This is a genomic window from Pseudoalteromonas citrea, assembly GCF_000238375.3.
Lineage (GTDB): Bacteria > Pseudomonadota > Gammaproteobacteria > Enterobacterales > Alteromonadaceae > Pseudoalteromonas > Pseudoalteromonas citrea.
This window is the reverse complement of record NZ_AHBZ03000015.1, coordinates 447792-462886: the sequence shown is the minus strand read 5'-3', so window position 1 is coordinate 462886 and position 15095 is coordinate 447792. Positions and strand designations below refer to the sequence as shown.

Annotated in this window: 11 protein-coding genes; all 11 read left to right on the top strand. The window is 41.3% G+C overall.

What is annotated here, in order from left to right:
• Positions 1–103: 103 nt before the first annotated feature.
• From PCIT_RS09640 to PCIT_RS09590, 11 genes are read left to right on the top strand one after another with little or no spacing between them, the layout of a single operon-like run.
• Entirely contained in the window at positions 104–1390 is a 1287-nt protein-coding gene (locus tag PCIT_RS09640; protein WP_010362741.1) for a type VI secretion system contractile sheath domain-containing protein, read from the top strand.
• On the top strand, positions 1387–1830 hold the full coding sequence (tssE, locus tag PCIT_RS09635; protein ID WP_010362742.1) for a type VI secretion system baseplate subunit TssE: 444 nt from the start codon (positions 1387–1389) through the stop codon (positions 1828–1830). The genes PCIT_RS09640 and tssE overlap by 4 nt, the downstream gene beginning before the upstream one ends.
• Entirely contained in the window at positions 1823–3640 is a 1818-nt protein-coding gene (locus PCIT_RS09630) for a type VI secretion system baseplate subunit TssF (RefSeq protein WP_010362743.1), read from the top strand. Before tssE ends, PCIT_RS09630 begins: the two co-directional genes overlap by 8 nt.
• Complete coding sequence (locus tag PCIT_RS09625; RefSeq protein WP_010362744.1) at positions 3631–4554, top strand: type VI secretion system baseplate subunit TssG; 924 nt, start codon at positions 3631–3633, stop codon at positions 4552–4554. Before PCIT_RS09630 ends, PCIT_RS09625 begins: the two co-directional genes overlap by 10 nt.
• 15 nt (positions 4555–4569) lie before the next feature.
• Positions 4570–7140: a type VI secretion system ATPase TssH gene (gene tssH / locus PCIT_RS09620; protein WP_010362745.1), complete on the top strand. Its 2571-nt coding sequence runs from the start codon at positions 4570–4572 to the stop codon at positions 7138–7140.
• 7 nt (positions 7141–7147) lie between these two features.
• Positions 7148–7867 carry a type 2 periplasmic-binding domain-containing protein gene (locus PCIT_RS09615; RefSeq protein WP_010362746.1) on the top strand — a complete coding sequence of 240 codons (720 nt, stop codon included), beginning with the start codon at positions 7148–7150 and terminating at the stop codon, positions 7865–7867.
• Positions 7868–8683, top strand: coding sequence for an FHA domain-containing protein (locus PCIT_RS09610; protein ID WP_010362747.1), 816 nt, complete (start codon positions 7868–7870; stop codon positions 8681–8683).
• A complete protein-coding gene (tssJ, locus tag PCIT_RS09605) occupies positions 8668–9177 on the top strand; it encodes a type VI secretion system lipoprotein TssJ (RefSeq protein WP_010362748.1) in 510 nt (169 codons plus the stop codon). The genes PCIT_RS09610 and tssJ overlap by 16 nt, the downstream gene beginning before the upstream one ends.
• Position 9178: 1 nt before the next feature.
• A complete protein-coding gene (gene tssK / locus PCIT_RS09600; RefSeq protein WP_010362749.1) occupies positions 9179–10501 on the top strand; it encodes a type VI secretion system baseplate subunit TssK in 1323 nt (440 codons plus the stop codon).
• A gap of 1 nt (position 10502) precedes the next feature.
• The gene (gene icmH / locus PCIT_RS09595; protein WP_010362750.1) at positions 10503–11723 is read left to right on the top strand and encodes a type IVB secretion system protein IcmH/DotU; all 1221 of its coding nucleotides are present in this window, start codon (positions 10503–10505) and stop codon (positions 11721–11723) included.
• A gap of 4 nt (positions 11724–11727) precedes the next feature.
• Positions 11728–15090, top strand: coding sequence for a type VI secretion protein IcmF/TssM N-terminal domain-containing protein (locus PCIT_RS09590; RefSeq protein ID WP_010362751.1), 3363 nt, complete (start codon positions 11728–11730; stop codon positions 15088–15090).
• Positions 15091–15095 lie beyond the last annotated feature (5 nt).

The following is a 15095-nucleotide window of genomic DNA, read 5'->3' as shown; positions in this document are numbered from 1 at the left end:
TCAATTTAACAGATTGATAAGCTGCAAAAACGAGGTACTTAGGTACCTCGTTTTAATCATACAGAACACACATTGACTGAAATACGTTGCAAGGATTTATCGCGTGAAGTTGCACACTGAACTAAGTCAGCCACATATACCGCCTAAAGCGCAGGCTAAGCACCTAATTAGTGAAATTGATCGGGTGATCAGTGAACAGCTGTCTTTAATCATGGCTTCACAAAAGTTTGTGGATCTTGAGGCGCGCTGGCGTAACTTGCAAGAGTTAGTGAGCTTGCCCGTTAACTATAAATCGATAAAAGTTAAGATCATGAATATCTCGTGGCAAGAGATTTCACATGACTTAAATATTGCGACTTCAATTAAACATACCCGGTTGTACAACGTTATTGCTAATAAAGAGTTTAATACATTGGGTGGTGAGCCCTATGGCTTACTCGTGATTGACCACAATGTGAGCCTAGAACTCGATTATGCCGACGAATTTGATGCACTTTATACCCTAGAGCTTTTGGCTGAATTAGGGGAAAAAAGTTTATGCCCCATCTTGCTCGATGCTGATGATAATTTTTTAGGCGCACCTGGTGAAACCTTCTTATGCGACGTCCCCAAACTCAATCGTGTGTTAGCTGATAATGACTTTGCCAGCTGGCATCGACTGAGACAAAGCAGTAACAGTCATTTTTTAGGGTTGGTATTTAATAAATCAGCGGTGCGTGAAGCCTATCGTTTTTACCCGTGTGGCTTTATATTTGATGAAGAAACGGACGGGGATTTTATTTGGGGAAATGCGGCAACCTCCTTTTTGAAAAATGTGTTATTAGAGTTTAACCGCGTTCGTTGGTTTGGTTTTTTAAAATCACGAAAGTTAGACTCTTCCGGTGGTAGCGTTATCAGTTGTTTTGGTGATAAAGCGCAATTCACCACCGTGTTTAAGACGCGCATGTCTGGATCGACTGCATCTTACTTATCACAACAGGGTCTTATTCCTGTTTTTCATAACCCACTCAATGGCAAGTACTTCTTTCAATCTAATTGCTCGGTCAAGGAAGAGGCACAAGGAGAAAACCGCTTTTTGATTCAAACGACTCTAATGATCAGTCGTATTGCCCATTATTTAAAGGTACAGCTGCGTGAAATGATAGGCTCAGCGTTAGAGCCACATGATTGTGAGAATCGGTTGAGCCATTGGTTAGAGCAATACTGCTCGAACTCGGTTGTGTCGGATGAAATGACTTTAGCGGGTATGCCTCTAAAATCAGCCAAGGTACGCGTCATCGAAGAACAGGGTGATACCAAACGATACGCGTGTCATATCGACTTAGTACCGCAATATCAATATGACCGCGTTGCCAGTATGGTGAGTCTATCAACGGCGGTTGAGTCATGAGCTTCTTTAGTGCATTTTATATGGAGACGGATAGCGCGACGCATAATTCGAGTGATGAGTTAGTACAGTCTATTCACCACAATATTGGGCTTATTTTAAAAACTGAAGCGGCTTTTTTACATGATGATAGTAACAGTTTGGCGAGTCAGTCGAGTATTTGCTTTGGCTTAGAAGACATTGCTTTATTTAGTCGACTTAACTCGGGTGAACAAATTGCGATAAGAATTAAAAATAAAATCAGTCAATTTGAGCCCAGATTACACACTATTAAGGTCGCTTATATCCAGCATGAGCAACAAGATTTACTGTCGAATACCATGAAGTTTGAAATATCAGCCATGATCACCATCAACGGCAAAGAAGAGGTATTGCTATTTGATACCGATGTGAATTTGAGCCAAATGACCGTCATGATAGAGAACGAAAGCCAATATGATTAACCGTATGTTGAAACACTTTGAAGATGAACTTGCCAGCATACGCCATGGTTTAGAGGGGTTTCGTAAGCGTTTTCGCCGTGAAGCGGAACATATTAATTTAAATGACAAAGGGCGCGAAGATCCGAATGTAACGCGTTTGATCGACAGCTTTGCGTGGGTGGCTGCAAAAAATGCAATGGAGATCGATTCACTGAGAACCAAGCATATTGAAGAGTTCAGTGAGATTGTTTCTCCAAACTTGTTTAAGACACTGCCCACGGTGGTAAAAGCTGAATTTCAGCCCAGCACAGATGACTTTAATAAGCCGGTATTATTAGGTAAACATGTAGAAGTTGATTTAGATGTACTCAAAGCCGGTGAAGAAAACGTCAGCATTAAATTGAGTAATGCATTACCAATCACGTTTAGCCCTTTGTCTGTAGCGGGTTTTAAATTAGAGCAAACACCGTTTGAGCATGCGATGCCTCAAGGCCTTGATACCAAACATGCTCTGTATTGTCTACGTGTGGCATTAAAGCCTGTGAGTGACGAAGTCGATATACAACATGCACTGCTGCAGGCAATTCAACTGCATTTTAGTAATGAGTCTATTGGTCGCAATGTGGCAGACATCATCAATCAAGCGGTTATCAAAGTCGCGCTATGTGTGGAGGGCGCTGAGCAAGCATATGATATCGGAGAGGGTAATTTTAAATCTTTGTTGTGTGATGAGAATTCCTTGGTTTCACCGCTTAAAAGTAACGAAATTCCGGTGTACTTCAAGTTAAAAGAGTACTTTGCGATACCAGATAAGCGCCATTTCTTTATTTTACGTAACGATAAGCACATCCCAGTACAGCCTGGGCAAACGGTCTATTTAGATTTTTATTTAAATGAACTAGGCGCTGGTTTACTCGATGAGAAAAATCTATCGGTTAAAATTAATAAGACGCTGTTTAGTAATTTGTTTCATCAAACTTCAGAGCCAGTGCGGGTAAATTATCAAGAGCTTTCATATCCGATCATTGCCGATGCCAGTCAAAATAACATTCATATTTACTCTATCGACCGTGTTTATCAGGTGTCATCCAGTGGCCAAACTGAGATCCCTCCAGTTATTGGCACCCAAACGGTCGACTTTCAAGAACAACTATATTGGTCAAAAATCACTAAGCTCGCGGCGGCAAGTCATTCGCAAAGCATCGATGCCGTAGATGAGGTGCAGCATTTGGTATTGCCCATTAATAATGCAACCAAAGCATATCCGAATGGCTTTACTACCTACGCTGAAATTACCTGCTTTGATGCGGAACTAGCCAACAAGGTCCATGTTGGAAACCGTATATTGGTTAACACCGAAGAAGCGTTAGCAGGTGAATTTAGGGTTGGGGGAGTGACCATTCAACCTGTGGGCACCGTGACTGATGAGCGCAATTATTGGAATATGCTGCGTTTGCTATCGTTTAACTTATCGCAATTGCTAGAAGCAGAGGACGCCAAAGAAACCTTAAAAGGGTTTTTGCGATTGTTCGTCAATACCAATGCGACCCATCAAGAACTCAACGCGATTTACCATGTTAAAGCTGAGAAGATAAACGCCCCATTTCAGGTGCAAGGTAGAATGGTATTTGTTCCAGGGCTTAATTTGACAATCACACTTGATAACTCAGAGCTAACGGCCGACTTGTCGCTGTTTGGCGAGTTACTGAATGACTTCTTCCTTGCGCAAACACCGTTTGATCGATGTTGTCAGTTACATGTGCAATATACCAGCTTCAATTGGCCGATTAAGCGCTTTGATGCACAGCTTGGGGTGCGTGTATGCAGCTAAGTAAGCGCGTGTTTAATCGAGTGAGTTCTGCGCTGCACTTTACACGTCTGGCTAGGTTGTTTGGTGCTAAAAAAGTAAGCTTTAAGCAAGAGCTGTTTTCTGATAATTACACCAATCGACACATAAAGTATGACGAATTAGCTGATAAACACTACGTGGTGAGTGCGCATGAAGCCACTTTATTTGGCCCTCAGGGCGGGTTGCCTAATTTTATTTTGGATTGGCTCAAAGAAGCGTATTTAAAGTCAAATCGGGCGTATTTGCGCTTTTTGGCTATTTTTGACAATACCTTTGTCCATCAAGCTTTGCAATTAAAGTCGTATTCCTCTTTGGTATTTCGCGCTGAAAAAACGCAAAGCGCTTACGAAACGTTGACGTTAAAACGTTCATATTTTTATTCATTGACGGCGCAATATGAAGCACTGTCGATGCTGCCTGCGACTTTGGTGGTTCGAAGTGAACATTATTCACTGAATAATTTAGTCTTGTTGCTCAAGCATTACTTTCCGAATGATATTTCGGTGTCCCTCACTGAATTAGAAGAGAAAGTGATCCCAGCACAAGCGCGTAGCCAAATTGGTCGGTGTCAGTTAGGGCAGGGTGCCGTTTTAGGGCGAAAGTTTCCGCAGTTAGGTAGAAAAATAATCGTCAAAGTAAAGTTTGAGTCGGCATCATGTTTTGCCAAACTTGAACGACAAGACAGTGAATTAGTTGGTCGGTTACAGGCGATTAAATCGCTTTGTAATTACTATGTTAATCATGAGGTTGTAGTTGATGTCGAGGCTGAATATACTGGCTCACAGGCATCATGTTTAAAACTTACTAAGCAACAACCTGAGGCCATTGTGTTGGGGGTAAATTCGAACCTAACAACGCGCAGTGGTGTATTTAAACGAATAGTAAGGGCTCGTTAGAGTATAAGGGATCGTATGTCACAAGTTTCTATTTCAAAATTAATTGCTTATTTAGATAGCAACCTTAAAAATGCGCTCGAATATGCGGCGGCCGACGCGATGAAATCGCAAGTTGGTGCGATTGAAATTGAGCATTGGTTGATGTCTTTATTACAAGGGCGAGACCCAAAGCTGCAACAGTTTCTTGAATCACAAAAAGTCAATATTGCTGGATTGGTACAAGAGTTAGAGCAGAAGCTAAGTAAGTTAGAAAAAGTACATTCGGGTCAGCCAACGATCAGCCCTGAACTCATTGAGACGGTAAAGTCGGCTTGGCTGGTGGCATCTGTGGAGTTTTCTCATGGCAGTGTTGCAGGCCTTCATTTGCTCTTAAGTATTTTACAGCCAGATCCTTTGGCATTTAACAGTAAAGAATTTAAAGCCCTGAAAAATGTTTCAATTGAGAGCTTAAAAGAACATATCAAAACGTTATCTGTGCCAGTAAAAAGTGGTAATGCAGGTGGCAGTAGTGCGCCAGCGTCAGTGGTAACTGGCGGATTAGATAAGTTTACCGTTAACTTAACGCAAGCGGCAGAAAAGGGTGAGTTAGATATTATTTCTGGTCGCTCTGAAGAAGTGCGCCAAGCGATTGATATTTTGTGTCGTAAACGTCAAAACAACCCTATTTTTGTTGGTGAACCGGGGGTAGGTAAAACTGCAGTCGTTGAAGGATTAGCACAAAAGATTGCTAATAATGAAGTGCCTGCGGTATTAGCCGGTGTGCAAATTCACACCTTAGATTTAGGACTGTTACAAGCAGGCGCGAGCGTTAAAGGTGAGTTTGAAAACAGACTAAAAGACGTCATTAATGAAGTGAAAATGTCTGAAGTACCAATCGTGGTATTCATTGACGAAGCACACACCTTAATTGGTGCGGGGGGAGCTGAAGGTCAAAATGATGCCGCAAACCTGTTAAAACCAGCATTAGCACGAGGTGAGTTTAGAACATTGGCTGCGACCACGTGGGAAGAATATAAAAAGTATTTCGAAAAAGACCCAGCGCTTACTCGCCGTTTTCAAGTTGTCAAAATTGATGAGCCAAATGAAGAAGATGCCTTGCAAATGTTACGGGGTGTCGCTGAATCATTGAAGTCACATCATAATGTGTTTATTACCGAAGCGGCACTTGAGGCTGCGGTGAGTTTATCGGTGCGTTATTTACCAAGCAGAAAACTGCCTGATAAAGCCATTAGCATATTAGACACATCCTGTGCGCGGATTGCATTGACGCAAAGCTCAAAGCCAGCGCAAATTGAGTCGGTAGAGCAAAGTATTCGTTACCTAGACAAAGAGATTGAATCGTTAAACAAAGAAGACGCAATGTTGGCTAATCAACAGGTGACGATTAGCGAAAAAGCCCAATTAAAGGTGAGCTTTGAGCAGCAGCTTACAGCACTCACTGAGCAATGGGACAAAGAAAAAGCATTAGCAGGTGAGCTCGCCGCTATTCAAAAAGGTGAAGCAGAAGGCGACTTTGCGCAATTACTAGCGCAGTTAAAAACATTGCAAGGTGAAGATCCAATGATCCATGCGATTGTTGATGAGCAAACCATTGCAGAAGTCATTGGCGCATGGACAGGTATCCCTGTGGGCAACCTACTCAAAGATGAAGTGGCTAAATTACTGACTCTAGAAGATTCTTTGCATCAACGTATTATTGGTCAATCACATGCGATGAATGAACTCGCTAAGAGTATCCGAGTATCACGTGCTGGTTTAACAGATAAGCGTAAGCCAGTTGGGGTATTTTTAATGTGTGGTCCAAGTGGGGTTGGTAAGTCAGAGACCGCATTGACGTTAGCAGATCAACTATTTGGTGGCGAGCAAGATATGACCATCATCAACATGACTGAGTTTAAAGAAGCGCATAAAGTGTCTATGTTATTAGGCTCACCAGCAGGTTACGTTGGATATGGGAAAGGCGGGGTACTCACTGAAGCCATTCGTCGTAATCCTTATTGTGTTTTGTTACTTGATGAAATGGAAAAAGCCCACCCAAGTGTGCACGATATTTTCTATCAAATTTTCGATAAGGGCTGCATCCAAGACAGTGAAGGACGCAATATCGATTTTAGAAATACGTTGATCATTATGACTTCTAATGCAGCAGACAGTGCTATTGTTGATTACTGTAATGACCATGCAGAGCGCCCTGAGTTAGTTTCTTTAGTTGATAATGTGCGCCCAGCATTACAGGAATTCTTTAAGCCGGCATTCTTGGGTCGCTGTAACATCATTCCTTATTACCCATTAAATGAAGCTGAATTAGCGCAAATCACGGAGATCTCGTTAAAACGTGTTGCTCAGAAATTGGCTGAAACGTATGAGGCAACACTAGAGTATGATCAAAGCTTTGTTGATTATGTGGTAACTAAAGGCAATGAGCCGACAATCGGTGGACGAGCGATAGAGCAAATTATTAATCGCCATCTTATGCCATTACTGGCAGAGCGATGTATTGAGAAAATAAGTCAAGGCGAGACGATTAGCACCGTGGCCATTCATGGTCAGGCGGATGCTAGCGGCTTCGACTTGTTGGTAAATTAAGGTATTTATGCTGAAGTTAGTAGCACAAACTGCTTTGCTGATAGGGATGAGCTGTATTGCTTTTAGCGTGTTGGGAAAAGACCTAATGCGTTTAGCAACGCATGAAGCTTACCCTTATCATTATATTGAGAATGATCGTGTCAAGGGCACTGTGGTCAGGCAAATAAAGTGTGCATTTAACCGCTTAGAAACGCCTTATCGAGCTGAGTTTAGTGATTGGGTTGATGTTGAGCTGCGCTTGCGAACGGGTAAGTTAGATGCAATTTTTGCGGTTGCAGAAAGTGAGGCACGCAGTGAGTTTGGTGAAGTGTCTGTGCCTGTTGCAGCTAAGCACCTATATTGGTATTTTGCAGGTAACAAAATTGATATAAAAACAACTAACCCACTTTATCAGCGTTATAAAGTGGCTGCTGAATTTGGCTCAGATGAATGGCTGGCATTAAAGCGTGCTGAATATAATGTAAAGATGAAACCGCGCAGTGCGACCGCGTTGGTTAAGCTTTTGATCAGCCACGAGGTGGATGCAATTTTATTAGATGAACATGAGTTTGAGCATGAAATCTCCCTGTTGCGCTTACAAGACACCGCCTTTTCACGTACAGAGTATGGAACCATTGATTTAGGCGTATTGTTTTCTAAAGCATTTTTGAACGATAAACCTACCTTTTTAGATGCATTTAATACCGCCGTATCAAATTGCATTGTGCCTAATAATGGGAAGCAGTAAATGAACGCAGCTATTTTACAAGTTACTGAATGCCCTGATGATATTAGACTGTTGTCGCGTATGGCAACCGTTTCAGAACAAGGCGTGGTACTTGGAGGGTCGATTGAATGCGACCTTATCTTACCGAGCGTTGATGACGGGCAAGATGATGCACCACAGCTTGTTAAAGTGTTGGTAGATAAAGCAACGGCACAGTATAAGTTGGTGGCTTTAATTGAGGGCGTTAAACTGAATGGTCGGGCACAGTTAGCCAATTCATCAGCGTTATTGTCTGATGGGGATGTCATTACATTCAATGGCTATACTTTGTTGTTTTCAAATGAAAATGAATCGATAGCAAGTACAGCGCCAGAGGTGCAATCACAAGACACTTTTTTTGAAAGTGTCGATGACATCGCTTTTGATGCCAGCAATATATTTGCTGATTTGGAAAGTGAGTTAGATCAGGTTAACTCAGAGCGAAACAGCACACATCAAACAGACGATTTTATTGAAATGTCGCATGATATGAATGTTGATACAGCTGTGACAACAGACAGTAATCAAAGTGCGATTGAACATAAATTAGATCAGCTATTGGCAGTAACTCAAAATCCATGGCAGCAGCAAAAGCAGTTGTTGATGATGATGGATGATGTGGTTGATGAATTTATAAAAGAGTTTGACCCACAGCTTATTGATGAAATGGTGGGGACGCCTTCAATGTTAAGTTCTAAGCATTGGAATGCGTATAAAAGTTACTATGAAAGAAAAATTAAAGAAGGGCATTTTAAACGTCAGTTTAAAGCGATACTAATTGAATGCATGCAAAAATAATATTAATTCTTATCTGTTTGGTACTAGCAGGGTGTTCTGGCGGGGATGCATTACAGCGTTATTCTTTGCCAATTAAACTGCGGATGGAAACCAATGAGCAATTGAATTGGGCGAATGACGCGGCCAATCCTGTTGCTGTGCGTATTTATCAGTTAACGAAGAAAGACCGCTTTTCCCAGAATGACTTTATCACATTGTTTAACGGCGATACCGCGGTATTGGCTGAGCAATTAATCGAGAAAAAGCGCTTGTATCCGGTGATGCCAAATACCAGCGAGGAAGTCATTGTAAAGTTGTTACCTGGGGTGCGTTACTTGGCCGTATTAGTCGAATTTACAGAATACAAAGCCGGATCAACCAAAGCGCTGATTGAATTACCAGAAGATGTGTCAGAAGAAACCGAGCTGTGGATTGGCATTAATGGAACAGGCGTAAAGTTTAATGAGATCTCAGAAGAAAGCCTGTTAGATAGTTTATTTAGTTGGGGAGCTTAATTTGAGCAACAAAATTGTGTGGCGTGAAGGGACATTTTTATACCCTCAGCATTTTCAGCAAATGGAAGCCCATTTGGAAGGAGTAACACAACGCTACAGCGCTTTAACAACCAGTGAATTTGCACCTCATTGCGGATTAACGCAATTGAGTATTAATGAGTCGTTATTGCAGCTTGGTCAGTTTTCAGTACGGGCATGTGAGGGCATATTACCCGATGGGCAGTACTTTAAAATAGCCAAAGAAGTGGCGATGAGTATTCCTGCCGGCAGTGTTGACCAAATGATTTACTTGGTTGTTCCTGCATTATTAGGGGGTAATAACAGTTTTGAAAATGACTCAACCACGTCACGTTATAAAACGGCTTTCACAAAAATTTATGATTTTACGTCGAATGCCCAAGAAGAGATTGAAGTTGAAACAGCATCACTCAATGCCGCACTAAAATTAGAGCAAGATAACCTCGATGGGTTTGTAAAATTAGCGGTTGGTAAAGTGCTAGAAGTGGACGGCAACGGTGCCGTTGTCATTGATCGCTCATTCATTCCTGATTGTTTAAGCATTGGTGCCGCAGACATTTTATTGGAGCGGGTAAAAGAGCTTGAAATATTGGCTAATGCCAAGGCAAACCAGTTGTTACTGCGCTTAAATACGGCACTAGAGACACAAAGTAATGCAGCGCTATTTAAAGAGCAGCAGTTACTTAGCACCATTTACCATTGGTTGCCATGGTTAGAAGCCACACAAAAAACCCAACATTATAAACTGGGCCGGTTTTTCTTTGAGTTAAAGCAGTTTGAAGCCGCGTTATTGAGTGTGGATTACGAGCCACGTTTACCATGGACCCCACTGACATTTGAAAATCTGTTTAAGCAATTTCACGAAGTGTTGTCGTGTATTAAAGATAAGCTATCGATAACACAGCAACAGAATGTGATTGAATATTTTTGGGATAAGTCACTTTTTGATAGCCGTAGAATGCTGTTGGCGAAAGTAAAACAAGGAGATGTATTGCAATCACAGCGTATTGTTATTGCGGTGATTGCTTCTGAAGGATATATAGCGAAAGAAGTCTTTAAAACCGGATTTAAACTTGCGGGCAATAAGAGCATTGTTAATTGCATCAAAAATGCAACGCAAGGGGTGTCGGTTAAAGCGCTGCCTTTTCCGCCTGCTGAGCTAAAAGAACAGGCTGATGCCACTTATTTCGAGGTGGATGTAGACGATGGATTATGGCTACAAATTATCGAAAATAAAGAGATGCTAGCGCTTCATATAGATGCGCGAATTCATGTTGATGATGTCAAACTATTTATGATCAATTAATATGACTAATGCAAGCTATACCGTGAATCAATTCTCTTTAGTTGACGAGAGAAACACCGCCCTCAAAGATTTGCTCAGTGAGTTTGAATGGCAGGGCGAAGAGCTTATGCGTTTGAGTTTACCTTTGATGCCGATGATTGATGCCATTAAATCACTGGATGATTTAGCGTCGTTAGACAACTATCGAGCTAATATTGTTACTGAATTAAAAAACATCAAACACCGAGGGCAAGCCTTGGCGGTATCTCCCGCCTTACTTGATAAATTATGTTTTATTTGGGCAGCATATTTTGATGAGCGTGTTGGCTATGAGAGTCAGTTAGACACCACACAGTGGCAAAATAAAACCTTAGTAAGTCAATTATTTGGTATTCGTAATAGTGGTGAAACGTTCTTTAATTTAATTAAACAGTTAATGGGCTCACCGAAGAAGCATTTAGCATTACTGAAAGTGTGCTACGTTATTTTACAGTTGGGTTTTAAGGGCAAGTACCATAACCATCACCGTGCTGAATTAAAGCAAATCATCATGGATATTCACTATGCGCTATCAGAGCTGAGGGCGTTTGGGCTGCCTACCACGCAAAAACCTCACCGGATTACCCAGCTTAGAAGACGTTTTGGTTTATTTAAAGGGATCACTCCGGTTTCATTTTGGATTGCGGTTGGGGTGATATTGATAGCTGGTTTAGTAAGCTATAACCACTATTTAGGTGATATGTATCAGCAGCAAAATTTGGAATATCAACAGATGGCTGATGATACCTATCAACATATTCAACAGTTACAGCCGCAAAAAATGTATATGGAAAATACCCAGTTTTTTGAGCAGGCCACTTTTCCTTTGGACTCAGATCCGACCGCGTTCCGCGTGGGTGATTCGTTAACCCCGACCAGTAACCTAGCTCAGCAAGGGGAAACACACGGACAGACAAAAGGTGAGAATAAAGAGACTGCTACCCTAGATGTTTCTCTTCCCAGTAACGCGCTAGAACCCCAAGTGCAGTATTTAGTGCAAGTGGGTGCATTTAATAATATTGCGCGGGCTGAAAAACTACATAATGCCTGCACAAATTCTCAGTACCCTTTACAAATCATTCAGCGTGGAGAACGTCAGTTTGTCGGGTACATCGCAACAGGTTTTGCACAAGCAAAAGTCGTGAGTGAACACTTAACTGAACTTTGTAACATCAACCCTTATATAAAAAAAATCAGTGAGTAGTTAAATGGTGCGAATTATTATCGCCAGTGTGTTGGTTATTGTCAGTGTTGTGATCGCTGGGCTGAGTGTCTGGCTCGATTTGTCAGGCCTATACTATTGGAGCAGTGGGTTGACTGCGTTGCTAGGTATTGTGGTTTATTTTTTTCCGAATATGAAAGCTTTCGCTATTCGCCGCTATATGCGAGGTAGTCAGTTTAAACAATATTCGTTGTTGTATCGCAGAATTGCTAAGAAGATAAAACTCAGTAGCAATATTTATGATACCGCATGGTACCTTGTTGCATCTGAGGAAAATATTAACGAAACATTTGCCCAATTTAACCGGGTTACTTTGTCAAATATGCCCGCAAATATTGCCGTATATCACGTTCAAGGGGCATTAATTTGGCATGTCAAAGCGAGCCACAAAGCCGAACGTGCACACTTCTTATCTTGGCTTAATCATGTCAGACCAAAACAACCCATAAACGGACTATTACTGCTCAATGATGCGTTCAGTTTGATTCAGCGTGCTCAAAAAGTAAAACAGGATTACATTGCCGATGTGAAGGCTCAACTGGAGTCACTCTATTTACTCAGTGGCTATAAAATCCCCTTGCATCTATTTTTATGTGGCGTGAACAAACTGGATGGTATTGCTGAAACCTTGCATGAACAAAGTGACTTAAGCGAGCTGTCATTTTTCTTAGAAGGCAATAATCAAAAAGTCACTGAGGCGCTCAGCCAAGCCTATGATGATTTATTTAAGCGTTTATTTGCGAACAACTTACATCAAGTGTCGTTACAGCTTGATGAGGGTTTTAAACGTAAGCAGTTATTAGGGCCGATGCAGTTACAGTACTTAAAGCTATCGGTGACAGGCTTTGTCGATGAATTGTTTGATTTTAACGGATTAGCAGTACCTTTTCAGTTAGAGAGCTTTCATTTGGTAGAGTCAGAAACTGCGACTCAGCGAGTTAATTTAGCAACTGCACATGCATTGATTGAAGTAAATCAAACACTGCTACCTGTGGTGCAAGAATCTAACCTAAAACCTAAAGCACAGTTAACCAAAACGTTTGCGGAGCATGTTTTACCTGCCTCTCACGGTGCACCTACTAACCGCTGGAAGGTTTGGCAACATGGTATTAAACAAGCAGTAATGTTTACATCTGGTGCTGCCATTGTGTTTTTTGCCAGTTGGATTGGTTGGCAAGCATATACATATAATGAAATGCTGCACACTGAGTTTAGAGATGTGCATAAGTCGTACAAAGCCAACTTAGACAATTCAGCTTTTAATGTGGATGAACCTTCCACCCTTGTAGAGCCTTTAACTTTATTGCGCTCAGCTTACATTAACTTTAATCAAGCTCAGCTCTCTAAACCTTGGTATGCGCTAGATATATTAACGTCTATTGAGCGTGCGGAGCACTATCAAGCTTTATACAAAAATCAATTGTCAGTGGCAATTGAACCCAGTATGAAAAAGTACTTAGAAGAAGAGTTATTTGTTTATCTCGAGTTAGAAGATTACTTAAAAGTGATCAATGTAAAAGATGTTTACTTGTCTTTTTCTAACAGAGAAAACAAAGAGGTGGTTTTACAATATATGTCAACCTCCTTGCTCGAAAGCGGTGTGATGGATGATATACAAACAGAAAACTTTATTGCCTTGCTGAATGACTTTTATGAATTAGGGTATGATCCAGTCGTGACCAATGATGAGCTGCTAGCTATTGTCGATAGTCAGTTGGCACTGCAAGATACCAATCAATTGATGTATAAATATGTTAAGCAGCTGCCGCAATTTAATCGATTGATAGATATTCGCCCAGCCCTATTAGGGGATACATTAAACAACACGATTTTATTTGCGATAAAAGGTGAAAAGAGCAGCTTTTTAGTGCCTGCATTGTATACACCCGAAGCAATGCAGAAATTATCTTTTGTGCCTGAGTCTGAATTTATGCAACAAATGGTAAAGAAAAACCATGGCTTGTTTCAAGTTGCCCCCACCAAGCGTGAACTGACTCGTATAGGGAATTACTTAAAGTACAGCTATATAAATGACTATACGCGCTTTTGGCAGAAGTATTATCAACGCTTAGAGCTAAAGCAGTCACTGACGTTGCAACAAGTCATGACGGCGTTGACCTCAAATGATACGTCTCCGTTGATGCAATTGTATAGTACGTTGCGTAATTATGTGGTGATCCCCACTGTTGAAGTGCCGGATGCGATGTCAGATACCAATGTAGCCAAACAAGCACCTAAAAGCTTGGCTGTAAAAGCAGCGAAAGTCGAGAAACTAGCAAAGGTGGCCAGTAGTAAACTTGATAAACAAAAGTTATTGGAAATTGCACTGGCACAAGAACATAACGAGATCAGCGAAAAAATTAGGCAGTCTTTTTCTCAATACCAGTTACTTGCAGGTGAGCAAGAAGCGATGCGTAATGAATACCAAACGTTCTTAGGGCAACTGATTGCCTTAAAAGCGTGGATGACCAACGCGGATGATGATGTTATTCCTGGGCTAACTTACTTTAAGCAAATTCAAAAAAGCAGTAACTTTGATGCCTTTTCAGGATTATGGTTGAGACCGCATTCGGAGCGACTTATGCAAAACTTAGCGGCACTTACTGTGGCTAAAACAACGGAGCACGTCAAAGAGAAAGTACAAGGCTATTTGCAAACCCATTGGCAAAGTGCGGTCGTTAAACCGTATAGCGAGTCAATTGCCCCGTATTACCCATTTTCGCTTAAAGGCGATGATCTCAATTTAAACTCATTGGCAGGTTTTTTTGCTTCAGACAGCAGTGTTACGCAATTTGAGTCGGATATTTTATCTCACTTCTTATTGGTCGATGAGCAATACCAGATGGCCATTTTTAATCGTCACACGTTGATATCACTTGATGCCGAGATCCTGCAATTTTTTACGCAATTTAAAAAGATGCAGCGCCAGCTATACGGCCAAGCTAATGAGTTACAAGTTCAAGTTTCGATTAAACCCCAATCATTGTCTCCAAAATTGAACTCTTTCACACTGAAGTCTGCTGATATTGATTTACTTTATACCCATGGTCCATTAATTGAAGTCAATGGTGTATGGCCAAAAGACTTCTCTTCTGAGGGGTTATCTGTGACCTTGACTGATTTAAATAATCAAAAGCAAACTCACAGCTATGACGGAGTGTGGAGCCTATTACGCTTGATAGATAAGCGTAAAGTGAGTGCTAATAAAAATACACTGATGCTGCCTTATCAAGATGAAGCAGGCGCAACACTTAGTATTAATGGGGTGGGTGATCCCCAGAGCCTTCTTAACCCACTTTTTTATGCTCAATTGACTGTGCCTTTGCGTCTAGTGCAGTCGATTAATTAACACGC

Coding starts and splice junctions, on each gene's coding strand:
- PCIT_RS09630 (WP_010362743.1), top strand. CDS start 1,823: ATGATTAACCGTATGTTGAAACACTTTGAAGATGAACTTGCCAGCATA.
- tssJ (WP_010362748.1), top strand. CDS start 8,668: ATGCATGCAAAAATAATATTAATTCTTATCTGTTTGGTACTAGCAGGG.
- PCIT_RS09590 (WP_010362751.1), top strand. CDS start 11,728: ATGGTGCGAATTATTATCGCCAGTGTGTTGGTTATTGTCAGTGTTGTG.
- PCIT_RS09615 (WP_010362746.1), top strand. CDS start 7,148: ATGCTGAAGTTAGTAGCACAAACTGCTTTGCTGATAGGGATGAGCTGT.
- PCIT_RS09610 (WP_010362747.1), top strand. CDS start 7,868: ATGAACGCAGCTATTTTACAAGTTACTGAATGCCCTGATGATATTAGA.
- PCIT_RS09625 (WP_010362744.1), top strand. CDS start 3,631: ATGCAGCTAAGTAAGCGCGTGTTTAATCGAGTGAGTTCTGCGCTGCAC.
- tssE (WP_010362742.1), top strand. CDS start 1,387: ATGAGCTTCTTTAGTGCATTTTATATGGAGACGGATAGCGCGACGCAT.
- icmH (WP_010362750.1), top strand. CDS start 10,503: ATGACTAATGCAAGCTATACCGTGAATCAATTCTCTTTAGTTGACGAG.
- tssH (WP_010362745.1), top strand. CDS start 4,570: ATGTCACAAGTTTCTATTTCAAAATTAATTGCTTATTTAGATAGCAAC.